This window comes from Propioniciclava sp. MC1683, assembly GCF_014164675.1.
Taxonomy (GTDB): Bacteria; Actinomycetota; Actinomycetes; order Propionibacteriales; family Propionibacteriaceae; genus Propioniciclava.
This window is the reverse complement of record NZ_JACJFX010000009.1, coordinates 92444-118063: the sequence shown is the minus strand read 5'-3', so window position 1 is coordinate 118063 and position 25620 is coordinate 92444. Positions and strand designations below refer to the sequence as shown.

Below are 25620 nucleotides of genomic sequence, written 5' to 3'. Positions count from 1 at the left end.
GTGCACGGTGGGCTCGTCGCCGAGCGTCAGGCCAGCATCTCCCGCACCAGCGGGACGACGCGCGTGGCGTACAGCTCGATGGACTTCATCAGCTGGCTGTGCGGCATGGGCCCGTTGGCGTACTTCAGGTCGAACTGGTCGACCTTGAGTTCGCGCACGGTCGCGGCGATCTTGGCCGCCACCGTCTCCGGCGACCCGACGTACAGCGCGCCGTGCTCGATCTCGTTGGTGAACTCGTCGGACCCCATGGCCCCCCAGCCCCGCTCCCGGCCGATGCGGTCACGCTGGGCCTTGAAGTGGGGGAACAACTGCTCGGCCGCCAGCTCGTCCGTCTCGGCGACGTGGCCGGGGCTGTGTACGGCGACGGGCATCTCGGTCGTCACGCCGAACTCGTCCACCGCGCGGCGGTACAGGTCGGCGAACGGCTTGAAGCGCTGGGCGGGGCCGCCGATGATCGCGAGCTGCAGCCCGAACCCGCGGTGGGCGGCGCGGACGACCGACTGCGGCGATCCGCCGACCGCGACCCAGGAGCGCATGCGTCCGCCCTCGGTCTTGGGGAACACGTCGACATCGGCAAGGGGCGTCCGGTAGGTGCCCGTCCAGGTGACCCGGCCCTCCTCGCGCAGCAGCGAGAAGACCTCGAGCTTCTCCTCGAAGAGCTTCTCGTAGTCGGCCAGGTCGAAGCCGTACAACCCGAAGGACTCGATGAAAGACCCGCGGCCCAGCACGGGCTCGGCCCGCCCGCCGCTGAGCGCGTCGATGGTGGCGAAGCGCTCGTACACGCGGATCGGGTCGTCCGACGACAGCACCACGACGGCCGACCCGAGGCGGATCCTCCCGGTCGCGGTGGCGAGGCCAGCCAGCACCGTGTCAGGCGCGCTGACGGCGAAGTCGGGGCGGTGGTGCTCCCCGATGGCGAAGTAGTCGACGCCGAGGGAGTCGGCAAGGACGCCCTGGGCCACGACGTCGCGGATCACCTGGGCCTGCGTGAGCGGCTTGCCCGCGCCGTCGACGGTGACGTCACCGAAGGTGTCGAGCCCGAACTGGAGATCCATGACGTGCCTCTCGAAGTAGTTGATTCTTCAACTCACTGGGCGGCCAGTTCATTCCCGCCCGCCCGGTTGCCCGAGACGCCGGACGCCCCCACCCTGCCACCCGAGGGAGCGGGTGGGGGTGAGGGGCGTCGGACCGGAGACTCAGTGCTGATGGTCGCCGTGGTCGTGGTCGGCGTGGCCGCCGGCCTCGTGGGCGGCCTGCGCGGCAGCGGCCTGCTGGCGGACCTCCTCGACGTCGAGGGCCTTGACGGCCTCGACGAGCTGGTCGAAGCCCGCGGCGTTCATGGCGCCGGCCTCGCGGTAGACGAGGACGCCGCCGCGGAAAGCCATCAGGGTCGGGATCGACTGGATCTCGAGCGCGGCCGCGATCTCCTGCTGGGCCTCGGTGTCGAGCTTGGCGAAGGTCGCGTCGGCGTGCTTCTCCGCGGCGCCCTCGAAGACGGGGGCGAACATGCGGCACGGGCCACACCAAGCGGCCCAGAAGTCGATGAACAGGGTGTCGGAGTTCTCGATCGTGCTGGCGAAGTTCTCGGCAGTCAGCTCGACGGTGGCCATGGCATGGATCCTCTCGTAGATACCCTCCCTCAACACCGCGGGCGGGCGAGGCATTCCCGGGTGGCTACAACTCCGGGCCGCGGGTGGCCACCGGCTGCTTCAGTACCACGAAGCGGCGCATCGCCAGCGAAATGCGGACGGGCCCCTCCTTGGTCGTCCGGTCGACGAGCCACTCGACGGCCGCCGCGCGGCGCCGGGCCGACGTGGTCGGCAGGTAGAGGGCCGACACGATGACCTCGGCGTCCTGGGGGGTGGCGACCTCGAAGTGGTAGCGCTCGCGCGCGTCCTCGACCTTGCGCAGCCCGGTGCCGATCAGGGCGTCCTTGTAGCCGGTGATCTCGGTGGGGCCGGGGAACCGCGGCAGCGACCTGAGACGTCCCACCACGCCCAGGGACGTGACCAGGTCGCGGGGGTGCAGCGGCAGCACGGTCGGCGCGGTGAACGCGAAGATGCCGCCCGGCTTGAGCACGCGTCCGACCTCGGTGAACAGGGCACGGGCCGGCTGGATCACCACCGCCCCCATCGACGAGACGACCGCGTCCACCGACGCGTCGGCCAACGGCAGGTTCAGCGCGTCCGCGCAGATGAACGGCCCGTCGCCGCGCGCGTCGGCCAGCCGCAGCTCGGACTCGGCGAGGTCGACGCCGAGCACCGTGCGGTCCGCCAGGGCGAGCTCGCGGCCCATCGCGCCGGACCCGCACGCCAGGTCGACGACGACCTGCGCCCGCGGCGACACCGCGCGGGCGAGCCAGCGGTAGGAGGTGTGGCCACCCGACAGCGTGCGCGACAGCACCTCCTCGGTGATGCCCGGCCTCGCCGTGTGGAAGGCCGCCAGGTAGGCGCCCCAGTCGAAGCCCTTCTTCACGATGCCCCCTCCAGTGACCCGATCGAGTGGCCGATCTCGAGCCCGATGTCGCGCAGCAGCCGTCCCGGTCCGATCGTGCGCCCGGCGACGGCCGAGACCAGCGCGGACAACCCGGGCAGGGCCTCGGTGTCGTCCGGGCGGCCCGGCACGGCGTCCGGCAGCAGCAGCGGGTTGCCGCCGTCCGGCCACGGCGTCGCGAGCCGTTCCCACGTGGCCAGCCAGGCCGCCGAGATCTCGGACGTGCTGGGCACGCCGAAGAAGTGCCCGACCGGCGCGTGGTGGCGCAGGGCGACGATCGGCGACTCCTCGTACAGCAGGGCGAGGCGGACGCGGGCGTCGAGGTCGCGCTGCTCCTCCCGCGTCCCACGCAGCGCCCAGCGGCACGGGTTCGGGCAGGTGTCGCCGGCGTCCGGTCGTTCGCCCGCCTCGGTGGCGAGGTGGTGCATCGCGCAGATCGCGAGCGCGGTCCCCTGCCGGCTGTGGAAGCGGTCGAGGTAGGCGGTGTAGCCGGCCAGGTCGCCGGAGCAGGCGTGGAAGGCCCGCCGCGCGGTGGTGCGCAGGGGTGACGAGTGGGCGCACGCCGGGTCGTCGGACCCCCAGCGCTCCCCCACGTCCTCGCGCAGGCGGAGTGGGTCGCCCGCGTGGCCGAGCGTCGACTCCCAGGCCAGCTGGGGCAGGTACTCGGCCATCAGGTGCGCCGTCACGACGACCTGCAGCGGCTCGTGGCGCAGGGCCCGCAGGTCGAGGACCTCGAGCATGAGTTCGTACAGGGGCACCAGCGAGCCCAGGGCGCCCCGTTCGGGGCTGCGCGGCTCGGCGGGGAAGCAGGCCCCGTTCAGCTCGTCGCGCCACTCGGCCCGCGGGAAGGCGGCGGCGATGGCGCCGAAGTCCTCGGCGTCCAGGTCGAGCACCCGCTTGGCCGCGGTCGCCAGGTCGCGCGCGCGGATGAGGTCGGGGGTGCCGTGGCCGGCCCGGACCTCGGCGTCGAGCACCGCCGACAGCGCGTCGTACCAGTGCCCGTCGAGGAGCGGGCGCAGGAGCGCGGCGTCGAGCAGCGCGGACATCAGCTGCGGACGAACAGGTGGTGGGCCACCTCGGCCTCGACGGTGTGGGGCACCCCGCCCTCGCCCACCAGGCGCAGGACGGTGCCGTCGAGTTCGGCGTTGACGGTGCGCCCGGGTCGGACGCCGGCCTCCTGGAGCAGCGCGATCAGCTCGGCGTCGGACTGGATGACCTCGGTGAGGCGCTCCACGACGACCGAGCCCTCCCCCGTGCCGGCGAGCGCGGACGCCAGCGTGCGGACGCCGTCGGCCTCCGGCCCCGAGGGCCCGATCGCCCCCCGGCCGGGGATGGGGTTGCCGTAGGGCGAGCGCGAGGGTGCGTCCAGGATGGCGACGATGCGCTCCTCGACCGCGTCGGAGATCACGTGCTCCCACCGGCACGCCTCCTCGTGGACCAGCTCCAGCGGGAGGCCGATGACCTCGGTGAGCAGCACCTCGGCGAGCCGGTGCTTCCGCATGACCGACGTGGCCTTGGCCCGACCCACCTCGGTGAGCTCGATCGTCCGGTCGTCGGCCACGCGCAGCAGGCCGTCGCGCTCCATGCGCTGGACGGTCTGGCTGACGGTGGGGCCGCTCTGGGCCAGGCGCTCGGCGATGCGCGCGCGCAGCGGCGGGACGCCCTCCTCCTCGAGCTCGTACACCGTGCGCAGGTACATCTCGGTGGTGTCGATCAGGTCGCTCACCCAGCGCCCCCTCCCAGCTCCGCCGGCCACGCGACGACCGCGCGGACGCCCACCACCCTAGCCGCGATCCTCAACGGCGGAACAACACCACCACGGCCGCCAGCCCCGCCAGCACGAGCGCCGCGGTCATCGCGGTCGTGGTGCCCGTCTGCTCGAAGGTGCGGGTGGGGTCGGGCGTGCCGGCCTCGGCGGGGGGCGCGACCGTGCGCACGGGGCGGGCCGTCGGGGACGCCGAGGGCGTCGGACCGGGCACCGCGGTGCTGGTCACCTCGCCGGCCGGGCCGAGCGCGGTCAGCACCGAACCCAGGGTCAGGGACTCGGTGACGCTGCGCCCCCGCTCCTCGACCCCGATCGCGGACTCGTCGACGACCGCGAGGGACGCCGGGTCGAGCGTGTAGAGGGTCGTGGCGTCGCGCAGCACCCAGCGACCGTCCTGGAGGACCACGCCGTCGGTGATCTCCGCCGACGGCACGTCGGCGACGCGTTCGAGGGCGTTGGGACCGCTCGACGAGGGGTCCGCGGGCGCCCGGTAGACGCCGGCGCCCTCGCCCCGGGTGACGACGTGCAGGCGGTGGTCCCCGTCCACCAGCAGCGCGGCCGCGTCGTGGCGGCCGTCGGGGTAGGTCAGCGCGTAGGGCACGGCGTTGCGGATCTCGGTGCCCGGCCACGGCTCGGTGATGCGGAGGACGACCACCTGTTCGCGGCGCCCGCCGATGTCACCGACCCACGCCTCGCCGTCCCAGAAGGCCAGCCCCTGCGCGCTGGACACGGTGTCCCGGGAGCTCATCCGGCCCTGGACCATGCCGTCGGCGCCGATCGCGGTGATCTGCAGGCGCCCGGAGGCCCTCTCCAGCACCCAGTAGCGGTCGCGCGCGTGGTCGGTGGCCATACCGAGCGGCGCGGCGCGGCCCTCGAGGGTGAACGCCTCGGCCGCGCGGGCGGGCGGGGCGCCGCTGAGCAGGGCGCCGAAAACCACGAGCAGGACCAGCAGCAGCAACGCGCCGGTCACAATGCGGTTGCGCGCCTTGAGCCTCACCCGGCCAGTCTATCCGCACGGCCCCGCCCCCCTTGCCCATCGCGGCCCCATGGCCAAGGCTGGACCCATGGGCACGGTGAGCCTCCACGCGATCGGGATCGACGAGCTGCGGGACGCCTTCGCGGGCACGGACGCCGCGGTCGGGCGGCTGCGGTCGCTCGCCCTGGCGACGTGGCCGCCCGAGGACCGGCCGGGCCGGGGCAGCCTGCTGTCGAAGCTGGGCCCGTTCAGCCGGCAGGCGGTCGGCGCCCCCGTCGTGCGACCCGAGATCCCCACCGGTCGCGACGTCGACGACGTGGCCCACGGGCGCGAGGTCCCGCCCGACCGGCGCACCGCGGCGTGGGCGCTCGTGGACGCCGTGATCGCCGACACCGCCTGGGACAGCCTGGCGCTGCCCGCCGACGACCGGACGATCGACGACCTGGACTTCGCGCTCGCCTCCGCGGGGCTGCCCAGCCGCTTCGGCCTGCGCCAGCTGTTCGACCGGCCCACCGGCATCCCGGTGAAGAAGCTGCCCGGCATGGCCGACGGGTACCTCCGCCGCGACCGGGCCGAGGCGATGGCGTCCGCGTGGACCGCGGCGCTGCCGGATCTGGCCCCGTCCGCGGCCCCGCTGGCGCGGCGCATCACCCAGTGGCTGGCCGGGTTCCCGGTCTGGGCCGCAAGCGCCGACGAGGCCGGACGCCCCGCGCCCGACCTCGTCGTGTGGTACCGCCCCGACTAGCTGATCAGCGCGCCGATCACGCCCTCGGCGAAGAAGAGCACGAAGGCGGCCGCGACCACGTAGAGCAGCGGGTGCACCTCGCGCGCCTTGCCGCGGGCGAGCTTGATGAGGACGTAGAAGATGAAGCCGGCGCCGATGCCCACCGTGATCGAGTAGGTGAACGGCATGGCGATCATCGTGATGAAGGCGGGGAAGCCCTCCTCCGGGTCGGTCCAGTCGACGTGGATGACCTGGCTCAGCATCAGGAAGCCGACGAACACCAGCGCGGGCGCGGCGGCCTCGGACGGGACGAGCTTGACCAGCGGCGCGAGGAACAGGCTGAGCAGGAAGGCGATGCCGGTCACGACGGACGCGAAACCGGTGCGGGCGCCCTCACCGACACCGGCGGCCGACTCGATGTAGGAGGTGTTCGACGAGACCGAGCCCAGGCCACCGGCGATCGCGGCGACCGAGTCGACGACGAGGATCTCGCGGGTGCGCTCGGGGTTGCCGTCGGAGCCGAGCAGGTTGCCCTCGGCGCCCACCGCCACGATGGTGCCCATCGAGTCGAAGAAGTCGGCCAGCAGCAGGGCGAAGACCGTCATCAGCATGGCGATCGTCACCTCGGGGCCGACGGTGAACGCGCCGAAGAGGTCGACGCGGCCGAGCAGCGAGAGGTCCGGCAGGCTGAAGAAGGAGCCCTCGATCGCCGGGACGTTGAGCATCCACCCGGTCGGGTTGGTGCCGTCGGGGAGCTTCGCCCCGACCTTCAGCACGGCCTCGAGGATGACGGCCACGACGGTCATGCCCACGATGGTGATCAGCATGGCGCCGGGCGTGCGGCGCACGAACAGCAGCACCAGCACGATGAGTCCGAGCATGAACACGGCCATCGGCCAGCCGAGCAGGTGGTTGTTGACGCCCAGCTGCAGCAGCGGGTTGCCCGGGCGGACGATGCCGGCGTCGGCCAGGCCGACCAGCGTGATGAACAGGCCGATGCCGACGGCGATGCCGGTGCGCAGCGGGCGCGGGACCGCGCGGAAGACGGCCTCACGGAACCCCGTCAGCACCAGGACGAGGATGATGATGCCCTCCCACACGACCAGGCCCATGGCCTGCGGCCAGGTCACCTGCGGGGCGATCACGTAGGCGAGCATCGCGTTGAGGCCGAGGCCGGTGGCGAGCGCCAGCGGGAACCGCCCGACGACACCCATGAGGATCGTCATGATGCCGGCGATCAGGGCCGTCGCGGCCGCGACCATGGCGATCGTGGGCCCGATGTTGGCCGGGTCGGCGGCCGACAGGCCGCTCACGAGGTTCCCGTCCTTGTCGGGCGTGGTGCCGATGATCAGCGGGTTCAGCGCGATGATGTAGGCCATCGTGAAGAACGTGACGAGGCCGCCGCGGACCTCTTGGGCGATGCTCGACCCGCGGCGCGAGATGCCGAAGTAGGAGTCGAGCCCGGACCGCGCAGGTGCCGGGGCTGTGGTGCTGGAAGACATGGCACGCAGCCTAGGGCCCATCGCCACCGATGGATCGCGCCGTCTCGCGGCCGGCGGTCAGTCGAACAGCAGGTCGTCGGTCGTGATGGTGTCCCACACCGGACGCGGCAGGTCGACCCCGCGCTGGGGCTCGACGACGTCGGAGTGGGCGCCGCAGCCGTGGTCGACCGTGACGACCTGGGCGTCGCGCTGGGAGAACTCGTTCGCGCACACGCCGAACTGGCGGCCGAGCGAACCGGTGAGCCGCACGAAGTAGGCGCAGTCCAGGCAGTTGCCGGGCGCCTGCTTGGTCATCGCGTTGTGCGGGCCGCCCTCGCCCTCGACCCAGCGGTCGGCGGCCTCGTCGCGCCCGTAGACGCTCAGCACGCGCTCGCGGCCCAGGCCGAGTTCGGCCACGACGGCCCGGGTGGCGGCCCACTCGGCCGGATCGGCGTCCCGCGCGGTGTCGCCGCCGGTGAAGCCGGCCTCGACGCGGGGGTCGTTGTCGGACGTCGGCATGAGCACGCCAGGGCCGACGTCGCCCGCCTGGATCCGGTCGGACCACGGCACCCACGCGGGGGCGACGAGCGCGCCCTCGCCGGGCAGCATGACGACCTCGCTGACCGTCACGACCCGGGCGCGCGAGGCGCGCGCCACGGACACGGCCCAGCGCCACCCGGTGTAGCCGGGGTGCAGGACCTCGAAGTAGTGGGTGGCCACGCGCGCGCCCTCGGCGACGACGCCCAGGTGGTCACCGACCCCCGCCACGTCGGCGCGGCCCTCGGCCGCGGCCCGCGCGAGGTCGACCGCCTCGGCGCACGCGGCGTCGAGTTCGGGGGCCTTCGCCCGGGGCGCCTTGACGGTGGGGACGGTCACGCTCACAGCTCCAGTTCGTCGGCGACGGCGCGCAGGACCTGGGCCGTCTTCGCGGCGTGCTTCGCGTCGGGGTGCCGGTGGTGGCGGTAGCCGTTGCCGATCGAGTCGAGCATCTTGATCAGGTCCTCGACGATGACGGCCATCGTGTCGGGCGACTTGCGCTGCGCCTTCGACAGCGACACGGGGGCCTCCAGGAGGCGCACCGAGATGGCCTGCTCGCCCCGGCGTCCGTCGATCACCCCGAACTCGACGTGCTGGCCCTTCTTGAGGGTCGGCACGCCCGCGGGCAGCGCGGAGGCGTGCACGTACACCTCGTCGCTCCCGCCATCCTTCGCGATGAACCCGAAGCCCTTGTCGGCATCGAAGAACCGCACGCGGCCGGTCGGCATCTCACACACTCCTGGCAGGTCACACTCTCGGACCGTGCCAGCGTACCGGACCCCCGCAAGTCGGCACCCGTGTCCACCGCTCCGCCTCGGGTAACCTGTGGGGGCACCGCGCGGAGGGAGGGAAACCGTGGCCCACTGGACCGACGGCCCCGAGTACGCGCCCACCGAGCGCCCCGACGTCTTCGTCGAGCCGGACGCCCCGCAGTTGGGTCACGCGGACCCCGAGCCCGACGCGGCGCCCCGCCCGCCGCGCGCCGAGGTCGCTCCCCCGCCCCACGGCTTCTCCGCCCCGGACGCCCCACCCCTCGACGCGCTCGTCCCGGCCAGTGCCCCCGAGCGGGATCCACACGAGGCCTTCGACGTGGCCGCGACGCCGATGATGTCGTGGTCTCCCGCAACGCTCCCCCCGCCCGAGGGCGACCCGGTGCCCCTCGAGCCGCCGCCGATGGGGCCGGACGGCTTCCCCGCGCTGCCGGCACCCACGCCGTCCGCATGGGGGCACGCCCACGCGCCGCAGGGCCTCGGCCGGCCGGCCCCGCCCGCCTGGGCGCCGGACCAGCCGTTCCCGCCCGGCGTGGCCCCCGCGCCGAGCAATGTCCCGGGTCCTCCCCCGGCCTGGCCGCCGCCGCAGGTGAACCCGGGCGGCTTCCCCCAGGCCGGCCCGGCCCCGTGGGAGCAGCCCCCGCCGCAGCGTGCCTTCGAGCCGGTGACGCTGGGCACGATGCTGCGCAACACGACGCCCGCGGTGCTGATCTGCCTCGGCCTCGGGGCGATCGTCTTCCCCTTCTCGATGGCGATGCTCGTGCTGGCCTCGGTGCTGGCCACCCGGATCCGGTACCGGCGGCGCATCGTCGGCCGGATGTTCACTGGCTCGATCCTCCTCAGCTTCCTGCTCGGGATGGCCGGCATGTTCGACTACCAGGGCGCCCTCGACCCGCTGGGGTGGTACGACGCCTCGACCGGGTGGGCGCAGCTGGCGTGCCTGATCCTGTTCGTCGCGGTCCCGCTCGTGGTCGGCGACGCGATGCGCCGCGGCGAGGAGCCGGAGCAGTTCCTGTGAGCGAGCCTTTCCGCTCACGCGACTTCACCCCCGTCCCGGCCGAACTGCGGCCGCGCAAGACGCGCCGCGGCGTCCGGGTCGTCGTGACCGACGGGACGCACGTGCTGCTGTTCGCCGACACCGACCCCGGCGTCCCGGGCTCGCGCTGGTGGACGACGCCCGGCGGCGGGATGGACCCCGGCGAGACCGAGGAGCAGACCGCGATCCGGGAACTCGCGGAGGAGACCGGGCTGGTCGTCGAGGCGTCCGACCTCGTGGGGCCGGTGCTGCGCCGGGTCGCGGCGCACGGGTACTCCGACCAGGTGTGCGAGCAGTCCGAGTGCTTCTACGTCGTGACCACCCCCCGGTTCGAGGTCGACACGGCCGGGCACACCGCTGACGAGCAGGTGACCCTCGACGGCCACGCCTGGGTGCCGCTGACCGGGCTCGACGACCTGCCCGAGCCGGTGTGGCCGGCGTGCCTCGCGGGGATCGTCGCCGCCGCCACCGGCGACCCGTCCGCGTGGCCGGGCGACGTGGGCCGGGTCGAGGAGTCCACGGTCCCGATTGGCAACCTCGTGGACCCGGCTTCCCGGCAGGACTAACCTTTTCGAGGCTCGGCCCCCAGCGGCCCCGCCGCGAGGAAGGAAGAGTCCCCCATGCAGAGCAATGTGTCGACACCCGAGGAGACGGTGTCGACGAAGTTCCTGATGAAGTTCGTGATGCTGTCGGTCGTGACCGCGGTGCTCACGGTCGCCATCAAGGCCTCGGCGGCCTGGATCACGGGCTCGGTCGGCTTCCTCTCCGACGCGCTGGAGTCGATCGTCAACCTCGTGGCCGCGCTCGTCGCGCTGTGGGCGCTGGCCGTCTCGGGCAAGCCGGCCGACCACAACCACGACTTCGGCCACGGCAAGGCCGAGTACATGAGCTCCCTCGTGGAGGGCGCCCTCATCTTCGTCGCCGCAGCCGGCATCATCGTCTCGGCGATCAACCGGTTCGTGCACCCGCAGCCGCTGGAGGAGATCGGCATCGGCCTGCTGCTGTCGGTCCTCGCCACCGTGCTGAACCTCGTCGTCGGCCTCGTGCTGATCCGCCAGGGGCGCAAGCACCGCTCGATCACCCTCGAGGCCGACGGCCACCACTTGATGACCGACGTGTGGACGACCGTCGGCGTCATCATCGGTATCGGCCTGCTGCTGCTCTTCCCGACCCAACTGTGGATCGACCCGCTGGTCGCCCTCGTGGTGGGCCTCAACATCCTGTGGACCGGCGCGCGGCTCGTCCGCCGCTCCGCGGTCGGCCTGCTGGACGCCGCCCTCCCCGCCGACGAGGTCGCGGCCATCCGCGCCGCCATGGACGGGGTCATCGGCGACGACCGCGTCACGGTCAGCGACCTGCGCACCCGCGAGTCGGGGCGCCAACGGTTCGTCCAGACCACCGTGGTCGTGCCCGGCCTGTGGACCGTCGCCCGCAGCCACGGGCTGGCCGACGACATCGAGGCCGCCATCGCCCGGGTGTTCCCCGACACCCAGACCGTGGTCCACATCGAACCCGGGCCGACCGCGCACCCGCGGCCCCAACCCGCCCCGCCCCCGCCGGAGCGGTACCCGGACCACCACTCGATCTGACGCGCCCCACTCAGCGGCGGGCGTGGGCGACCTCGGTGTCGACCAGGCGCCGCCAGGAACGGACGAGGCCCTCATCGACGTAGGCCTTCCGCGAGCCACCGGGGCGCACCTGGTCTGCGACGTGGAACTGGCGGACGCCCGCGCGGGCCAGCCAGGGCACGTGGTCGGGGTGCAGCTCACCGTCGGCCACGACCAGGGCCGCGACCCGGGCATCCGCCCGGGCCCGCCGGACCAGGTCGTCCAGCCCGTGCTCCAGCGCACGGGCCGAGCCCGCCGTCCGGACGCCGTCGATCCCCGGCAGCCGCGCCACGGCCCGCCAGGCCTCGTCGGTGTCCAGCACGGTGTCGAACGCGCGGGAGAAGGTCCACGGGCAGGTGAAGCCGTCGAGCAGTGCGCCGATGACCTCGGCGTCCACCTCGTCGAAATCAACCAGCGGGCGTGGGCTTCTTGTCGCGCGACAGCACGGCCCAGGCGAGCGCGCCGACCCCGACGACGCCCACGACGATCACCGCGGCGGGGGAGCGGACCCACAGCTCCTGGAGGCCGACCCAGCCCATGAAGCCGACCGTGCCGTAGATGAACGCCCACGCGACGCACCCGACGGCGACGGCGGGCAGGTAGCGGCGCAGCGGCATCCGGGTCACGCCGGCGGCGAGGTTCACCATGGTCTGGACGCCGATGGTGAAGAAGGAAAGCGACACGGCAGGCGCGCCCCAACGGTTCAGCCAGGAGGCGCCGCGTTCGTAGTGCTTGGATTCCAGGAGCCTCGCAGCCCTCGTCCTCCGCGCGCCTGCCGCGATCCCGCGGCCCAGCCAGTAGGTCCCGTTGGCGCGCAGCATCACGATCACCCACAGCGCGGCGACGACGATGGCGTAGGGGGCGTCCCAGCTCGTGGGATCGAACATGGTGCTCCTTGCCACGAGGGTCTTCAGCGGGGGGCCAGTCTAGCCAGTGGCCACGGGGCGACGCGGTGTCCCGATCAGTGGCCCTGCGAGAAGCGGATCGCCGCGCGGAACTGCGCCGCGATCCCGGCGCCCGGGCCAAGGGGCCAGCGGTGCATCACGTACTCGCTCGCGGCGTCGACGGCGAGCTGCCGCGACGAGTTCCCGGTGCGCACCCACAGCTCCGGTGCCGCGTTCTTGTTCGGGCGCAGGTACACCGGGCGCGGGGAGGCCGCGGCCGTCACCCGGCAGACGTCGCGGGCGACGCCGTCGCCGTCGGGCAGCGCCTCGAACTCGACGGCGACCAGCGCGGCGGCGTTGGGGCCGAGTGTCGTGGTCAGCAGGTCGCGGAGCCAGAGCTGGAAGCGGTCGTGGTCGGGGGCCTTCATGGTCCCGAGGTCGCGGTCGAGGCCCAGCGGCGTGCCGGCGTCGTCGACGCCGATGATGAGCGTGCCGCCGTCGGCGTTCAGGAAAGCGGCAAGGGTCTTCGCCGTCACCTGCTCCATCTTGTCGTCCTTGGCTCCCGTGTGGAGGTTCACCCGCGCCGTGGACTTGAACTCCACCCGGTCTGACTCGCCCGCCCGCACCAGCTCGGCGGTGGTCGCCCGCAGCGGGCGCTGCAGGTGTGCCGCGACGCCGGCGTAGGCGGCGACCGCGAGCACCGAGGCGCCGAGGGCGAGGGCGATGGCCAGGGGGCTGGTCAGAAGGACGTCTGGCTTGATGGCCCAGGCGAGGGTGAACCCGACCGCCGAGCCAAGGATCGACATCACGACCGAAGCCGTCGTCGAGAGCGTTGCCCGGTTTCGCAGCAGCCAGCGCGCGATCGAACCGAACGCGAACGAGCCGACGAGGACGGCGATGAGGGAAAGCGACACAACCCAGAGGGGAAGTCCGAGGGAGGGGTTCAACGAGGCTCCAAGGGTGAGGACTCTCCTCAGTCTATTCATCGTTCGCGGCGTTCGGCCGCCGGCGACCCGCAGCGGGTGTGTAGGTTGGGGCCCCGGAGGTGACCAATGGCCCGGTTGCGGGCAGCCACGCTGGCCCGGGCTCCCTTGTGGGGTAGGATGCATCGCTGGCGATACATCTGTAGCGCTGCAATCCCGCCAGGAGACCCCCACCCGTGTCGCAGCTCCGCGCGCACCTCGCGCCCCCCGCCCGCACGCTCGTCGACGTGTTCCGGGCCACCGTCGAGACCTTCGGTGACGCCCACGCGCTCGACAACGGCGTCGAGGTGCTGACCTACGCGGAGTTCGCCGACGCGGCCGAGGAGGTGGCCACCGAACTGGCCGCCCACGGGATCGGGCGCGGCGACCGGGTCGGCGTCCGCATCGCCTCGGGAACGACCACGCTCTACACCGCGATCATGGGCATCCTGCTCGCCGGCGCGGCGTACGTGCCCGTCGACGCCGACGACCCCGACGAGCGCGCCCGCACCGTCTTCGACGAGGCCGGGGTGGCCGCCATCCTGGGCAACGGCCTGGCGATCACCACCCGGGGGGCCCGGCGCGCCGCACGCGCCCCCCTGCCCGACGTGCAGCTCGACGACGACGCGTGGATCATCTTCACCTCCGGCTCCACCGGCAAGCCGAAGGGCGTCGCGGTCCAGCACCGCTCGGCCGCGGCGTTCGTGGACGCCGAGGCGCGGCTCTTCCTCCAACAGGACCCCATCAACGAGACCGACCGGGTCATGGCCGGCCTGTCGGTCGCCTTCGACGCCTCCTGCGAGGAGATGTGGCTGGCCTGGCGCTACGGCGCCTGCCTCGTGCCCGCCCCCCGCTCACTGGTCCGCTCCGGCATGGACCTCGGCCCCTGGCTGGTCGCCCACCGGCTCACCATCGTCTCGACGGTGCCGACCCTGGTGCTGCTCTGGCCGGCCGAGGCGCTGGACCGCGTGCGGCTGCTCATCCTCGGCGGCGAGGCCTGCCCGCCCGAGATCGGCATCCGGTTCGCGACCGAGCGGCGCGAGGTCTGGAACACCTACGGCCCGACCGAGGCCACCGTCGTCGCCTGCGCCGCGCAGGTGTTCGCCCACGAGCCCGTCCGCATCGGCTGGGCCCTGGACGGCTGGGACCTCGCCGTCGTCGACCCCGCCACCGGGGAGCCCGTCGCCGCCAGCGAGCCGGGCGAACTCGTCATCGGCGGCGTCGGCCTGGCGCGCTACCTCGACCCCGCCAAGGACGCCGAGAAGTACGCCCCCATGCCCTCGCTGGGCTGGGAGCGCGCCTACCGTTCCGGCGACCTCGTCGTCGACGACCCCGAGGGGCTGCTGTTCCTCGGCCGCGCCGACGACCAGGTCAAGGTCGGCGGGCGGCGCATCGAGCTGGGCGAACTGGACGCCGCGCTCACGGCCCTGCCCGGGGTCCGGGGCGCCGCGGCGGCCGTGCGCACCACGGGCGCCGGCACCCAGGTGCTGGTCGGCTACCTCGCCGCCGACTCCGACTTCGACATCCACGCCGCCACCGCGGCCCTCCGCGAGCAGCTGCCGGCCGCCCTGGTCCCCCGGCTGGCGGTCGTCGACGACCTGCCCACCCGCACGTCCGGCAAGATCGACCGGGACGCCCTCCCGTGGCCCCTCCCCGGCGGCCCGGCCGAGCCCGCGGCGTCCGGGCAGACCGCGGCGCTGACCGAGCACGAGGCGTGGCTGGCTGGCCTGTGGACCGACACGCTCGGGGCCGCCGTGGCCGACCCAGCGTCCGACTTCTTCGACCTGGGCGGCACCTCGCTGGCCGTGGCGCACCTGCTCGCCGCGATCCGGCGGCGGTTCCCCGAGGCCGGCGTCACCGACATCTACGACCACCCGCGCCTGGGTGCGATGGCCGCCCACCTGACCGCGATGGAGGCCCCCGACGTCCCGCTCAACGAGCGTGTCACCCCGGTGCGCCGCCGCACGAAGGTGGGCCAGCTGCTCGCCATCGTGCCACTGCGCACGATCGGGGCGCTGCGCTGGGTCACGCTGTTGGCGACCGGCGTGAACCTCGCCGGGTGGCTCGCGCTGCCCGTCTCCCCCGTGCCCTGGTGGCTGGTCGCGGTGGGCTGGGTCCTGTTCGTGCTGCCGCCCGGACGGATGGTCCTGTCGGCGCTCGGAGCGCGGCTGCTGCTCGCCCCGGTCGTCCCGGGTCGCTACCCGCGCGGCGGCCGCGCCCACCTGCGGCTGTGGCTGGCCGAGCGGCTCGCCGAGGAACTCGGCGCCACCTCGACCGCCTCGGCCCCCGGCATGACCTGGTATGCCCGCCTCCTCGGCGCGCGCATCGGCAAGGGCGTCGACCTGCACACCGTCCCCCCGGTCACGGGCTTCCTGACCGTCGGCGAGGGGGCCAGCATCGAGATCGAGGCCGACCTGGCCGGGTACTGGCTCGACGGCGACACCCTCGTCGTCGGCTCGGTCACCATCGGCCCGGACGCCCGCATCGGCATGCGCTCCACGCTCGGCCCCGACTCCGTCGTCGGTGCGGGCGCCGAGATCGGACCGGGATCGGCCGTGGTCGGCGAGGTGCCCGCGGGCGAGTACTGGACGGGCTCCCCCGCCCAGCCCTCCCGCGCCCGGGCGCGCGGCCCGTGGGAGGCACCCCCGCCCCGGCGTCCCGCTTGGTGGCTGGGTTACCTGCTCGCCTCGCTGGTCATCGCCGCGATCCCGCCGGCCGGGCTCGCCAGCGGCGCCGCGATCGTGCTCGCCACCGCCCCCACCGGGGTCGGCATCGCGGCCCTGCTCGGCCACGCGCTGGTCTGGCTGCCGCCGGCGGTGCTCGCCGGGTTCGCGGTGGTGGCCCTGCTCGTGCTCGGGTTCGTGCGTCTGGCCGGGCTGTTCGTGGTCGAGGGCCCCGCACCGGTGCACTCCGGCCGCGGGCTGGCCGCCTGGGCGACCGTCCGGGTGCTCGACGAGGCCCGCACCTGGCTCTACCCCCTGTACGCCGGCTGGTTCACCACCGTGTGGCTGCGCCTGCTCGGCGCCGAGATGGGCAAGGACGCCGAGGCGTCGACCGTGCTGATGATCCCGAAGCTGGCCTCGGTCGGCGAGGGCTCGTTCCTGGCCGACGACACCCTCGTCGGCGGCTACGAGCTCGGCGGCGGCTGGCTCCGCACCGGCCGCACCCGCGTCGGCAAGGGCGCCTTCCTCGGCAACTCCGGCATGGCCGCCCCCGGGCGCAAGGTGCCTGCGCGCGGCCTCGTCGCCGTGCTCAGCTCGGCCCCACCGCGGGACCGGGCCAAGAAGACCACCTCGTGGATCGGTTCCCCGCCCGCCCCGCTGCGCCGCGCCGTGCAGCAGGCCGACACCTCGCTCACCTACGACCCGCCCACCCGGCTCCGCGTGCTGCGGGCGCTGGTCGAGGCGTTCCGGATCGTCGCGGTGATGGTGTCCATGGCCCTCGCGGTGCTGGTGGTCGCCGCGCTGCTCGCGCTGGCGTCCGCGTCGTGGTGGTGGGCGGTCGGCCTCGGCGGGGTCGTCCTGGTCGCCACCGGGTACCTCGCGGCCTGGCTGTCGGTGCTGCCCAAGCGCCTGCTCGTGGGGCGGGTGAAGCCGGGCGAGCACCCCCTGTGGAGCTCCTTCGTGTGGCGCAACGAGCTGGCCGACCAGTTCGTCGAGCTGGTCACCGCGCCGTGGTTCGTGCGCTGGGCCACCGGGACGCCCCTGCTCAACGTCTGGCTGCGCACCATGGGCGCCCGCATCGGGAAGGGTGTGTGGTGCGAGTCCTACTGGCTGCCCGAACCCGACCTGGTCGAGGTCGGTCCCGGCGCGACCATCTCGCGGGGCTGCGTCGTGCAGACCCACCTGTTCCACGACCGTGTGCTCGCCCTCGACACCGTCGTCATCAAGGCGGGCGCGACCCTGTGCCCCAACGGCGTCGTCCTGCCGGGCGCGACCGTCGGCCGGCACTCCACCATCGGCCCCGCCTCACTGGTGATGCGCGGCGAGTCGGTGCCGCGCCGCACGCGCTGGATCGGCAACCCCATCGGGCCGTGGACCGCGTGACCCGGCCCCGTGTGGCAGGATCGAGTGGTGCGCGTCGTCCCTGATCCCTACCTGCCCGGCCACGGGGACCTCCGGTACACCGTCGAGCACTACGACCTCGCCCTCGACTACCGCCTGACCACCAACCGCCTGGACGCGGTCGCCACCCTGCGCGTGGTCGCCCGGGAGGCCACCGACACCCTGCGCCTCGACCTGAGCGGGCTGCACGTCTCCCGGGTGCGGGTCGGCGGGGCGAAGCCGAAGAAGTACACCCACAAGGACCGCGTCCTCACGCTGAAGCTGGCCCACCCCTTGGCCGCCGGCGAGCCCACGACCGTCGAGGTCGCCTACGCCGGCAAGCCCGGCCCGGTGCCGGGAGCGCACGGCCCGGCCGGCTGGGAGGAGCTCACCGACGGCGTCCTGGTCGCCTCGCAGCCCTACGGCGCGCCGTCGTTCTACCCGTGCAACGACCGGGCCGACGACAAGGCCTCCTACCGCATCGCCGTGACCACCGACCCCGAGTACGCGGTCGTCGCGACCGGACGCCCCACCGGCACGTCCACGCGCGCCGGCCGCACGACCTGGGTGTTCGAGGAGGCCGCGCCCACGGCGTCCTACCTCGTCAGCATCGTCATCGGACGCCTCGCGGCCGAGCCCCTGCCGGGTTCCGGGGGCCGGGTCACGCTCCACCGCCCGCGCGGACGCGCCGTGCCGCCGGCCTCGCCCCTGCTGCGCCTGCCGGCGATGCTGGACGCCCTCGAGGGCTGGTTCGGCCCCTATCCCCTGCCCGACTTCAGGGCCGTGGTGGTCGACGAGCCCCTGGAGATCCCGCTCGAGGCGCAGGGCATGGCCAGCTTCGGCACCAACCACCTCGTCGACGACTGGGACAACGAGCGCCTCGTCGTGCACGAACTCGCCCACCAGTGGTTCGGCAACAAGGTGACCTCCGGGCTGCTGCGCGACATCTGGCTGCACGAGGGCTTCGCCTGCTACACCGAGTGGCTGTGGTCGGAGGCCCGCGGCCTGCTGACCGCCGACGAGCGCGCGGCGCGGCACCACAAGGCGCTGCCGATGCAGCAGCAGACCACCCCGCTGGCCGACCCCGGCATGCCGGCGATGTTCGACGACTGGGTCTACAAGCGCGGCGCGCTGACCCTGCACGCGTTGCGCGTGGCGCTCGGCGACGCGGCCTTCTTCGCCGTGTGCCGTTCGTGGGTCGCCGAGCACTCGGTCGCCTCCACCACGACGTTCGTCGACCACGTGGCCCGCGTCACGGGCACCGACCAGTCCGCACTGCTGGCCATCTGGCTCGACGCGGTCAAGCTGCCGGCCTGCCCCCGGTTGCGGGCGTGACTCGATGACCCGCTCGCGCAGCCCCGAACCCGCCCGGCGGCGCCGGGCCGTCTTCCTCGACGTCGACGGCACCCTCGTCGGCTGGGACGGTCGGATCCCCGCGAGCACGGTGGAGGCCGTGCGCGGCGCCCGCGCGGCCGGCCACGCCGTGTTCGTGTGCACGGGCCGGTCGCGGGCCGAGTTGTGGCCCGACCTGCTCGACATCGGCTTCGACGGGGTGATCGGGGCCTCCGGGGCATTCGTCGCGGTGGGTGGCGAGGTGGTCGTGCACCGCGCGATCCCCGAGGACGACCTGGCCTTCGCCCTGGCCTGGTTCGACCGCCACGACACCGGCGTCGTCCTGCAGGCCGACGACGCGATCCTCGCCCCGGTCGCCATCCGCGACCGCATGCGCGCCTCGCTACCCGACCTCGGCCAGACCCCCGAGGAGTTCGCCCGGGGCTCGTTCGGCTTCATCGACCGGGTGCGCACCGACGGTGATCGCAGCGGGGTGCTGGTCACCAAGCTGGTCTACCTCGGCTGCCCGCTCCCGGTCGACGCCGTGCAGGAGGCCCTCGCGGGCCGGTTCGAGGTCGTGGCCAGCTCGGTCGAGGCCTTCGGCCCCGGCTGCGGCGAGGTCACCGTCGCCGGCCTCGACAAGGCCGCCGGCATGGTGGCCGCCCTCACCCACCTCGGCCTCGACCGCGCGGACTCCATCGCCATCGGCGACAGCTGGAACGACGTCGAACTGCTCCGCGCCGCGGGCGTCGGCATCGCGATGGGCAACGCCCCCGACGCCGTCAAGGCCATCGCCGACGAGGTCACCGGCCGCGTCGACGAGGACGGCCTGCACGCGGCCTTCGTCCGACACGGCCTCATCGGGGCCTGACCCCGCCCGACCGCCGCCCCTTTCCCGATCGGAAACGGATCCACCGCGCCGCCCCGCAACGGCGTTCACTGTGCTCATCCCACCAGCGTCACCTCGACCAAGGAGTCGCCCATGAGCACCGTGTACCGATCCCTCGCCCTCCTGATCTGCGCGCTCGTCGCCCTGCAGGCCGCCGCCCACGCGTGGGCGTCCGCCGGCCTGGTGAACTTCCTCGCCGCCGGCGGGGCACAGTACGGGCCGGTCACCCTCGCCGACGGCACGACATTCACGGGCTACACCCTGAACGGCTCCACCCCCGGGCCTACCATCCGCGCGCGGGAGGGCCAGGGCGTCGAGGTCACGCTGCGCAACGTCGACGTGCCCGCGGGCGTGACCCTGCACTGGCACGGCTACGACGTGCCGGGCGGCATGGACGGCGTCGCCGGCGTCACTCAGGACGCCGTGCAGGCCGGGGGGTCGTTCACCTACCGCTTCCCCGCCGACCAGGTGGGCACCTTCTGGTACCACTCCCACCAGGTCTCGCACGTGCAGGTCATCGGGGGCCTGTTCGGCGCGCTCGTGGTGGACGATCAACGGTCGCATGGTCCCGCACGTGCCGATGTACATGGTGAGCGAGGGCGACCGCGTGGCGATGCGGATCACCAACGCCAGCGGCGAGGCCCACCCCATGCACCTGCACGGCCACCACCTCACGGTCGTGGCCCGCAACGGGGTGCCGGCGACCGGGGCGCCCTGGGTCGTCGACAGCCTCGACGTCGGCCACGGCGAGACCTACGACGTGGTCTTCCTGGCCGACAACCCCGGCATCTGGATGGACCACTGCCACAACCTGCCCCACGCGGTGGAGGGACTGATGACCCACCTCATGGACGAGGGGGTGACGACGCCGTTCCTGCTCGGGACGGCGTCCGGGAACGAACCGGAGCGATGCCCGCGCAACGCACAGGGCGCCCCGCGTGTGCGGGACGCCCTGTGTGTGGTTCTCGACGGGGTCGAGCGTGGTCAGAAGCCCATGCCGCCCATGTCGTCGCCGCCGGCCGGCATGGCCGGCGCCTTCTCGGGCTTGTCGGCGATGACGGCCTCGGTGGTGAGGAACAGCGCCGCGATGGACGCCGCGTTCTGCAGCGCCGAGCGGGTCACCTTGGCCGGGTCGGGGATGCCCGCCTCGAGCATGTCCACGTACTCACCGGTGGCGGCGTTCAGGCCCTTGCCGGGCTCGAGGCCCGCGACCTTCTCCGCCACGACGCCGCCCTCGAGGCCGGCGTTCTCGGCGATCTGCTTCAGCGGGGCCGAGGCAGCGGTGAACACGATCTGCGCGCCGACCAGCTCGTCGCCGGACAGCTCGCCGGACACCTTCTCCTTGACCGCGGCGGCGGCCTGGAGCAGCGCGACGCCACCACCGGGGAGGATGCCCTCCTCGACGGCCGCCTTCGCGTTGCGGACGGCGTCCTCGATGCGGTGCTTGCGCTCCTTGAGCTCGACCTCGGTGGCCGCGCCGACCTTGATGACGGCCACGCCGCCGGCCAGCTTGGCGAGGCGCTCCTGCAGCTTCTCGCGGTCGTAGTCGGAGTCGGAGTTCTCGATCTCGCGGCGGATCTGGGCCACGCGGCCCTCGATCTGCTGCGCGTCGCCGGCACCGTCGACGATGGTGGTCTCGTCCTTGGTGATGCGCACCGAGCGGGCGCGGCCGAGCAGCTCGACGGTCACGGCGTCCAGCTTGAGGCCGACCTCCTCGGAGATGACCTGGCCGCCGGTCAGGATCGCGATGTCGCCCAGCATGGCCTTGCGGCGGTCGCCGAAGCCCGGGGCCTTGACGGCGACGGACTTGAAGGTGCCACGGATCTTGTTGACGATCAGGCCGGCGAGGGCCTCACCGTCGACGTCCTCGGCGATGACCAGCAGCGGCTTGCCGCCCTGCATGACCTTCTCGAGAACGGGCAGCAGGTCCTTCAGCGAGGAGACCTTGCTGTTGACGATGAGGATGTAGGGGTCGTCGAGGACGGCCTCCATGCGCTCGGCGTCGGTCACGAAGTAGGGCGAGATGTAGCCCTTGTCGAAGCGCATGCCCTCGGTGAGCTCGAGGTCGAGCCCGAAGGTGTTGCTCTCCTCGACGGTGATGACGCCTTCCTTGCCGACCTTGTCCATCGCCTCGGCGATGATGTCGCCGACCGTGGTGTCGGCGGCCGAGATGGACGCCGTGGCCGCGATCTGCTCCTTGGTGTCGACCGAGGTGGCCTGGGCGGCCAGCTCGTCGGCGATGGCGGCGACGGCCTTCTCGATGCCGCGCTTGAGGCCCATCGGGTTCGCACCGGCGGTGACGTTGCGGAGGCCCTCGCGGACCATCGCCTGCGCCACGACGGTGGCGGTGGTGGTGCCGTCACCCGCGACGTCGTCGGTCTTCTTGGCGACCTCCTTGACGAGCTCGGCCCCGATCTTCTCGAACGGGTCCTCCAGCTCGATCTCCTTGGCGATGGAGACACCGTCGTTGGTGATCGTGGGGGCGCCCCACTTCTTCTCGAGGACGACGTTGCGACCCTTCGGGCCGAGCGTCACCTTCACCGCGTCGGCGAGGGTGTTCATGCCCCGCTCGAGCCCGCGGCGGGCCTCGACGTTGAATTCAATCAGCTTTGCCACTGCGGCAGCCCTTTCGAATGTCTTTGCGTTGCCCCGGACGGTGCCCGCGACGGACGACCTGATCGGCAGGTCTCACACGGCCGGAACGTGTGGCACTCTCGACCCGAGAGTGCCAGCTACATGTTTACCAGCCGATTAGCACTCGAGACAAGCGAGTGCCATCGCGCACTAGTGTTGGCGGCATGCGTCGACGTGATCGCATCCGCCACCTCGCGAACTGGCTGAACCTGAGCACCCCGGTCGGGCTGCTGGTGGCCGGGGCCGGTGGCGCGCGGGTGCGACGCCGCCCCGACGGCATCTTCGTCGCCGAGGGCTACCGGTTCGCCTTCCCGGTCGCCGGGGCCTTCACCATCGGCGACGTGGTGACCACGGCGTCCACGATGGACCGGCTCGAGGCGCGCGTGCCGGGGGTGTACGCCCACGAGGTGCGGCACGCGTGGCAGTTCGCGGCCACGGGGGTCTGGTTCCTGCCCGCCTACCTGGTCGCGTCGGCCTGGTCGCTGGCCCGGACGGGCAGCCCGGCCCTGCGCAACCCGCTGGAGCGCCACGCCGGGCTGGTCACGGGCGGGTACGCGCACGCGGACGGGGCCCCGATCGGGGCCATCTGGATGTTCCGTGGTTCGCCCGGCTTGACGGGCGTGCGTCTCGCGCGGCCGGTCAGACGGCCGCGGCGGCCGACAGCGGGCGGGCCGAACGGCGCTGCTGGCGGCTCTCGCGCTGGCGGCGGAGGCGCTTGACCAGCAGGGTCGCGTGGGCGAGCGCCTCGGGCTTGTCGATCAGGGCGTTGAGCTCCTGGTAGTACCGCGGCACCGACAGGTCGAAGCGGCGTAGGATCGCCGCCTCCTTGCCCTCGGGGGCGAGGTGCCCGGTCGCCTCGAACGCGAGCAGGTCGGCCTCGAACGCGGTGAGGCCGGACTCGGTGGTACCGGTTTCGGTGCGGGCCAGCGCGTCGGACATGCCGACCACTGTACGCCACGAATCACAGCCGTGTCATTCGCCCTCGGTGCCTCCCTGCTTGCCCGAACCCGTCCCGCCGAGTTGAATGGACGATGGACCACTCACCCACCCTGGTCCGAGATCTGAGGAGGACCGAGAGCTGATGGAGCACCTGCGGGGCACGCTCATCCACTACCCGTGGGGCACGTTCGACACCATCCACGAGCTGCTCGGCACCGAGCCCGACGGGCGCCCCGTGGCGGAGTTCTGGCTCGGCGCGCACACCCTCGCCCCCTCGTCGCTGGCCGACGCCACGCTGGACCGGGCGCTGGCCCAGCGCCCGGAACTGCTCGGCGCGCGCAGCGTCGACGAGTTCGGCCCCTACCTGCCGTACCTGATGAAGGTCCTGTCCGCCCGCCACCCCCTGTCGCTGCAGGCGCACCCCTCCCGCGCGCTGGCCGAGGAGGGCTTCGCCGCCGAGGAGGCCGCCGGCGTCCCGTTGACCGCCCCGCAGCGGGTGTACAAGGACGACTGGCCCAAGCCCGAGATCCTCGTGGCGCTGGAGGAGTTCCACGCGCTGTGCGGGTTCCGCGACCCGTCGATCACGATCGCGTTGTTCGAGGCGCTGGAGGTGGGCCCGTCGATCGAGCGGGTCATCGGTCCCCTGCGCTCGCGCGGCGGGGAGGCCGGGCTGCAGGAGGTGTTCCTGCAGCTGCTCGCCATGAAGGAGCAGCAGGTCGACATCGTGGACGCCGTCCTGGCCGCCGCCGTCGAGCGCCGCGACGAGCCGGGCGAGCTGGGCGACTTCGCCCGCACCGCCCTCGAGCTGGACGACGTGTTCCCGCGCGACCCCGGCATCCTGGCCGCGCTCCTGCTCAACCGCGTCACCCTCCAGCCGGGCCAGGGCCTCTACACCCCGGCCGGCGTCATGCACGCCCACCTCCGGGGCACCGGCGTCGAGGTGATGGCGTCCAGCGACAACGTCATCCGCGGCGGGCTCACGACCAAGCACATCGCCGTCGACGAGCTGGTCCGGGTCGTCGACTTCGGCTGGGGCGAGCCCGAGGTGATCGACGCCACCGAGACGGCCCCCGGCGTGTTCGACTACCCCACGCACTGCCACGAGTTCGACGTCTGGCGCCTGGAGCTGGCGGCCGACGCGCCGCTGGAGCTGCCCTCCCCCGAGGGGGCCCGGATCGTCCTGGTCACCCGCGGCACGGTCGTGCTGAGCGACGAGGAGCGCACCCTCGAGCTGTCGAAGGGGGACTCCGTCTTCGTCCCCGCGACCAACCCTGCGATCACGGCGTCCGGCGACGCCCAGGTCTTCCTCGCCGCCCCCGGGCTGGCCTGACCGAGCGATCCATTCGGCCCCCGACCGGTGTCGGGCCCCGGCCGCGACCCGTGCGCGGGCTGCGGTCCTCCCCCTACTCTGGTGGACGCGCATCACCGAGCGGAGAAGGAGAGACACCATGAGCGGCGGCCTCGCAGCACTGCTGGACGACATCGCGGCGCTGGCCAAGCTGGCCGCAGCCTCGGTCGACGACGTGGCCGCGGCCGCCGGGCGCGCGGGCGCCAAGGCCGCCGGCGTCGTCATCGACGACGCGGCCGTGACCCCCCGCTACGTGACCGGCTTCAGCCCGGCGCGCGAGCTGCCGATGATCAGGACGATCGCGATCGGGTCGCTGCGCAACAAGTTCCTGTTCATCCTCCCGGCCATCCTGGTGCTGTCCCAGTTCGTGCCGTGGATCCTCACGCCCCTGCTCATGCTCGGCGGCCTGTACCTGAGCTACGAGGGCGCCGAGAAGATCTGGGAGAAGGTCTCCGGCCACGGCAAGGACAACCCCAAGAACAAGACGCCCGTCGCGCTGCAGGGCGGCGACCAGGAGAAGGGGATGACGTCGGGCGCGATCCGCACCGACTTCATCCTGTCGGCCGAGATCATGGTGATCGCGCTCAACGAGGTCGCCAACGAGCCGATCGTCTCCCGCGCCATCATCCTGGCCGTCGTCGCGCTCGCCATCACGATCGGCGTCTACGGCGTGGTCGCCCTCATCGTGAAGATGGACGACATCGGCCTCCACCTCGTGGAGAGCGGTCGTGGGCCCGGCATCGGCAACGCCCTGGTCAAGGGCATGCCCAAGCTGCTCACCGCCCTCGGCATCATCGGCACCATCGCGATGCTGTGGGTCGGCGGCCACATCCTGCTGGTCGGCGTCGACGAACTCGGCTGGCACGCCCCGTACGGTTTCGTCCACGACGCCGAGGTGCTGGTCGCCGGCGCCACCGGCCCGCTCGGCGGGTTCATGGGCTGGCTGACGAACACCTTCTTCTCGTTCCTCGTCGGCCTGTTCGTGGGCGGCATCATCGTCGCGATCATGCACGTCATCCCCCGCAAGGGCGGCCACGGCGACGCGTCCGGCCACGGCAGCCCCGAGACCGCCCGCCCCGCCGACCACGACCGGATGGTCCCGGGCTCGGCCCAGGGCAACTCCCTCGGCGGGCTCGCCGCCCTGCAGGCGGCCGAGCGCCGCGCGGAGCGCGAGGAGCACGAGGGCCACTGAGCCCGCGG

General features: G+C 73.1%; 24 protein-coding genes and 2 pseudogenes. 12 read left to right on the top strand and 14 right to left on the bottom strand.

Going from position 1 to position 25620, the window contains the following annotated elements:
• Nucleotides 1-26 precede the first annotated feature (26 nt).
• The 6 genes from H5397_RS08200 to H5397_RS08175 all read right to left on the bottom strand — a co-directional run bounded on the left by H5397_RS08200 (nt 27) and on the right by H5397_RS08175 (nt 5255).
• The gene (locus tag H5397_RS08200) at nt 27-1055 is read right to left on the bottom strand and encodes an LLM class flavin-dependent oxidoreductase (RefSeq protein WP_182816429.1); all 1029 of its coding nucleotides are present in this window, start codon (nt 1053-1055) and stop codon (nt 27-29) included.
• A gap of 141 nt (nt 1056-1196) precedes the next feature.
• The gene (gene trxA / locus H5397_RS08195) at nt 1197-1610 is read right to left on the bottom strand and encodes a thioredoxin (RefSeq protein WP_182816427.1); all 414 of its coding nucleotides are present in this window, start codon (nt 1608-1610) and stop codon (nt 1197-1199) included.
• Between the two features lie 64 nt (nt 1611-1674).
• Nucleotides 1675-2475, bottom strand: a complete 801-nt coding sequence (locus H5397_RS08190) for a class I SAM-dependent methyltransferase (RefSeq protein WP_182816425.1) — start codon at nt 2473-2475, stop codon at nt 1675-1677.
• A complete protein-coding gene (locus tag H5397_RS08185; protein WP_182816423.1) occupies nt 2472-3539 on the bottom strand; it encodes a hypothetical protein in 1068 nt (355 codons plus the stop codon). Before H5397_RS08185 ends, H5397_RS08190 begins: the two co-directional genes overlap by 4 nt.
• Nucleotides 3539-4219, bottom strand: coding sequence for a metal-dependent transcriptional regulator (locus H5397_RS08180; RefSeq protein WP_182816422.1), 681 nt, complete (start codon nt 4217-4219; stop codon nt 3539-3541). Before H5397_RS08180 ends, H5397_RS08185 begins: the two co-directional genes overlap by 1 nt.
• A gap of 70 nt (nt 4220-4289) precedes the next feature.
• A complete protein-coding gene (locus tag H5397_RS08175) occupies nt 4290-5255 on the bottom strand; it encodes a hypothetical protein (protein ID WP_182816420.1) in 966 nt (321 codons plus the stop codon).
• A gap of 67 nt (nt 5256-5322) precedes the next feature.
• On the opposite strand from H5397_RS08175, the gene H5397_RS08170 reads away from it, so the two are divergent.
• Complete coding sequence (locus H5397_RS08170; protein WP_182816418.1) at nt 5323-5979, top strand: hypothetical protein; 657 nt, start codon at nt 5323-5325, stop codon at nt 5977-5979.
• On the opposite strand, the gene H5397_RS08165 is transcribed toward H5397_RS08170, so the two are convergent.
• Genes H5397_RS08165 through H5397_RS08155 form a run of 3 tightly spaced genes read right to left on the bottom strand, consistent with a single transcriptional unit; the run spans nt 5976 to nt 8704 of the window.
• Nucleotides 5976-7460, bottom strand: coding sequence for an NCS2 family permease (locus tag H5397_RS08165; protein ID WP_182816416.1), 1485 nt, complete (start codon nt 7458-7460; stop codon nt 5976-5978). The genes H5397_RS08170 and H5397_RS08165 overlap by 4 nt on opposite strands.
• Nucleotides 7461-7517: 57 nt before the next feature.
• The gene (locus H5397_RS08160; RefSeq protein WP_182816414.1) at nt 7518-8315 is read right to left on the bottom strand and encodes a DUF3027 domain-containing protein; all 798 of its coding nucleotides are present in this window, start codon (nt 8313-8315) and stop codon (nt 7518-7520) included.
• Between the two features lie 2 nt (nt 8316-8317).
• Complete coding sequence (locus H5397_RS08155) at nt 8318-8704, bottom strand: cold-shock protein (protein ID WP_182816413.1); 387 nt, start codon at nt 8702-8704, stop codon at nt 8318-8320.
• A gap of 127 nt (nt 8705-8831) precedes the next feature.
• Between H5397_RS08155 and H5397_RS08150 the strand changes: the two genes are divergently transcribed.
• The 3 genes from H5397_RS08150 to H5397_RS08140 are packed head-to-tail and all read left to right on the top strand — an operon-like array spanning nt 8832 to nt 11371.
• A complete protein-coding gene (locus H5397_RS08150) occupies nt 8832-9764 on the top strand; it encodes a hypothetical protein (protein WP_182816411.1) in 933 nt (310 codons plus the stop codon).
• Complete coding sequence (locus H5397_RS08145; RefSeq protein ID WP_208090983.1) at nt 9761-10348, top strand: NUDIX hydrolase; 588 nt, start codon at nt 9761-9763, stop codon at nt 10346-10348. The genes H5397_RS08150 and H5397_RS08145 overlap by 4 nt, the downstream gene beginning before the upstream one ends.
• 54 nt (nt 10349-10402) lie before the next feature.
• Nucleotides 10403-11371: a cation diffusion facilitator family transporter gene (locus tag H5397_RS08140; RefSeq protein ID WP_182816409.1), complete on the top strand. Its 969-nt coding sequence runs from the start codon at nt 10403-10405 to the stop codon at nt 11369-11371.
• A 10-nt stretch (nt 11372-11381) separates the two neighbouring features.
• Here H5397_RS08140 and H5397_RS08135 read toward each other — a convergent pair whose 3' ends face one another.
• The 3 genes from H5397_RS08135 to H5397_RS08125 form a co-directional block, all read right to left on the bottom strand.
• Nucleotides 11382-11786 carry a hypothetical protein gene (locus tag H5397_RS08135; RefSeq protein WP_182816407.1) on the bottom strand — a complete coding sequence of 135 codons (405 nt, stop codon included), beginning with the start codon at nt 11784-11786 and terminating at the stop codon, nt 11382-11384.
• A gap of 10 nt (nt 11787-11796) precedes the next feature.
• Nucleotides 11797-12276 (bottom strand): DedA family protein, encoded by a 480-nt coding sequence (locus H5397_RS08130; RefSeq protein WP_182816405.1) that lies wholly within the window; start codon nt 12274-12276, stop codon nt 11797-11799.
• Between the two features lie 74 nt (nt 12277-12350).
• Nucleotides 12351-13187 carry a helix-turn-helix domain-containing protein gene (locus tag H5397_RS08125; protein ID WP_243760809.1) on the bottom strand — a complete coding sequence of 279 codons (837 nt, stop codon included), beginning with the start codon at nt 13185-13187 and terminating at the stop codon, nt 12351-12353.
• A gap of 245 nt (nt 13188-13432) precedes the next feature.
• Between H5397_RS08125 and H5397_RS18815 the strand changes: the two genes are divergently transcribed.
• From H5397_RS18815 to H5397_RS18140, 5 genes and pseudogenes are all read left to right on the top strand, one after another.
• Nucleotides 13433-17281 (top strand): Pls/PosA family non-ribosomal peptide synthetase, encoded by a 3849-nt coding sequence (locus H5397_RS18815; RefSeq protein WP_182816401.1) that lies wholly within the window; start codon nt 13433-13435, stop codon nt 17279-17281.
• Between the two features lie 27 nt (nt 17282-17308).
• Nucleotides 17309-18613: a M1 family metallopeptidase gene (locus H5397_RS08115; RefSeq protein WP_182816399.1), complete on the top strand. Its 1305-nt coding sequence runs from the start codon at nt 17309-17311 to the stop codon at nt 18611-18613.
• 4 nt (nt 18614-18617) lie between these two features.
• Nucleotides 18618-19481, top strand: coding sequence for a Cof-type HAD-IIB family hydrolase (locus H5397_RS08110; RefSeq protein ID WP_182816397.1), 864 nt, complete (start codon nt 18618-18620; stop codon nt 19479-19481).
• Between the two features lie 111 nt (nt 19482-19592).
• Nucleotides 19593-19997 (top strand): annotated as a pseudogene (locus tag H5397_RS18145) (multicopper oxidase domain-containing protein); the annotation flags it as partial.
• A gap of 64 nt (nt 19998-20061) precedes the next feature.
• Nucleotides 20062-20289 (top strand): annotated as a pseudogene (locus H5397_RS18140) (multicopper oxidase domain-containing protein); the annotation flags it as partial.
• Between the two features lie 194 nt (nt 20290-20483).
• Here the strand turns inward: H5397_RS18140 and groL are convergent.
• Nucleotides 20484-22115, bottom strand: coding sequence for a chaperonin GroEL (gene groL / locus H5397_RS08100; RefSeq protein WP_182816395.1), 1632 nt, complete (start codon nt 22113-22115; stop codon nt 20484-20486).
• A 182-nt stretch (nt 22116-22297) separates the two neighbouring features.
• Between groL and H5397_RS08095 the strand changes: the two genes are divergently transcribed.
• Nucleotides 22298-22852, top strand: a complete 555-nt coding sequence (locus tag H5397_RS08095; protein WP_182816393.1) for a hypothetical protein — start codon at nt 22298-22300, stop codon at nt 22850-22852.
• Here the strand turns inward: H5397_RS08095 and H5397_RS08090 are convergent.
• The gene (locus H5397_RS08090) at nt 22773-23072 is read right to left on the bottom strand and encodes a DUF3263 domain-containing protein (RefSeq protein WP_182816391.1); all 300 of its coding nucleotides are present in this window, start codon (nt 23070-23072) and stop codon (nt 22773-22775) included. The two genes, H5397_RS08095 and H5397_RS08090, sit on opposite strands and share 80 nt — an antisense overlap.
• Nucleotides 23073-23214: 142 nt before the next feature.
• Between H5397_RS08090 and manA the strand changes: the two genes are divergently transcribed.
• Both manA and H5397_RS08080 read left to right on the top strand, forming a co-directional pair.
• The gene (gene manA / locus H5397_RS08085) at nt 23215-24402 is read left to right on the top strand and encodes a mannose-6-phosphate isomerase, class I (protein WP_182816389.1); all 1188 of its coding nucleotides are present in this window, start codon (nt 23215-23217) and stop codon (nt 24400-24402) included.
• A gap of 118 nt (nt 24403-24520) precedes the next feature.
• On the top strand, nt 24521-25612 hold the full coding sequence (locus tag H5397_RS08080; RefSeq protein ID WP_182816387.1) for a DUF808 domain-containing protein: 1092 nt from the start codon (nt 24521-24523) through the stop codon (nt 25610-25612).
• Nucleotides 25613-25620: the final 8 nt, after the last annotated feature.

What these genes read in the sequence shown, in the direction of transcription:
- H5397_RS08200 (WP_182816429.1), bottom strand. Translation starts at nt 1,055, where the DNA reads ATGGATCTCCAGTTCGGGCTCGACACCTTCGGTGACGTCACCGTCGAC.
- trxA (WP_182816427.1), bottom strand. Translation starts at nt 1,610, where the DNA reads ATGGCCACCGTCGAGCTGACTGCCGAGAACTTCGCCAGCACGATCGAG.
- H5397_RS08185 (WP_182816423.1), bottom strand. Translation starts at nt 3,539, where the DNA reads ATGTCCGCGCTGCTCGACGCCGCGCTCCTGCGCCCGCTCCTCGACGGG.
- H5397_RS08170 (WP_182816418.1), top strand. Translation starts at nt 5,323, where the DNA reads ATGGGCACGGTGAGCCTCCACGCGATCGGGATCGACGAGCTGCGGGAC.
- H5397_RS08165 (WP_182816416.1), bottom strand. Translation starts at nt 7,460, where the DNA reads ATGTCTTCCAGCACCACAGCCCCGGCACCTGCGCGGTCCGGGCTCGAC.
- H5397_RS08155 (WP_182816413.1), bottom strand. Translation starts at nt 8,704, where the DNA reads ATGCCGACCGGCCGCGTGCGGTTCTTCGATGCCGACAAGGGCTTCGGG.
- H5397_RS08140 (WP_182816409.1), top strand. Translation starts at nt 10,403, where the DNA reads ATGCAGAGCAATGTGTCGACACCCGAGGAGACGGTGTCGACGAAGTTC.
- H5397_RS08130 (WP_182816405.1), bottom strand. Translation starts at nt 12,276, where the DNA reads ATGTTCGATCCCACGAGCTGGGACGCCCCCTACGCCATCGTCGTCGCC.
- H5397_RS08110 (WP_182816397.1), top strand. Translation starts at nt 18,618, where the DNA reads ATGACCCGCTCGCGCAGCCCCGAACCCGCCCGGCGGCGCCGGGCCGTC.
- H5397_RS08095 (WP_182816393.1), top strand. Translation starts at nt 22,298, where the DNA reads ATGCGTCGACGTGATCGCATCCGCCACCTCGCGAACTGGCTGAACCTG.
- H5397_RS08090 (WP_182816391.1), bottom strand. Translation starts at nt 23,072, where the DNA reads ATGTCCGACGCGCTGGCCCGCACCGAAACCGGTACCACCGAGTCCGGC.
- manA (WP_182816389.1), top strand. Translation starts at nt 23,215, where the DNA reads ATGGAGCACCTGCGGGGCACGCTCATCCACTACCCGTGGGGCACGTTC.
- H5397_RS08080 (WP_182816387.1), top strand. Translation starts at nt 24,521, where the DNA reads ATGAGCGGCGGCCTCGCAGCACTGCTGGACGACATCGCGGCGCTGGCC.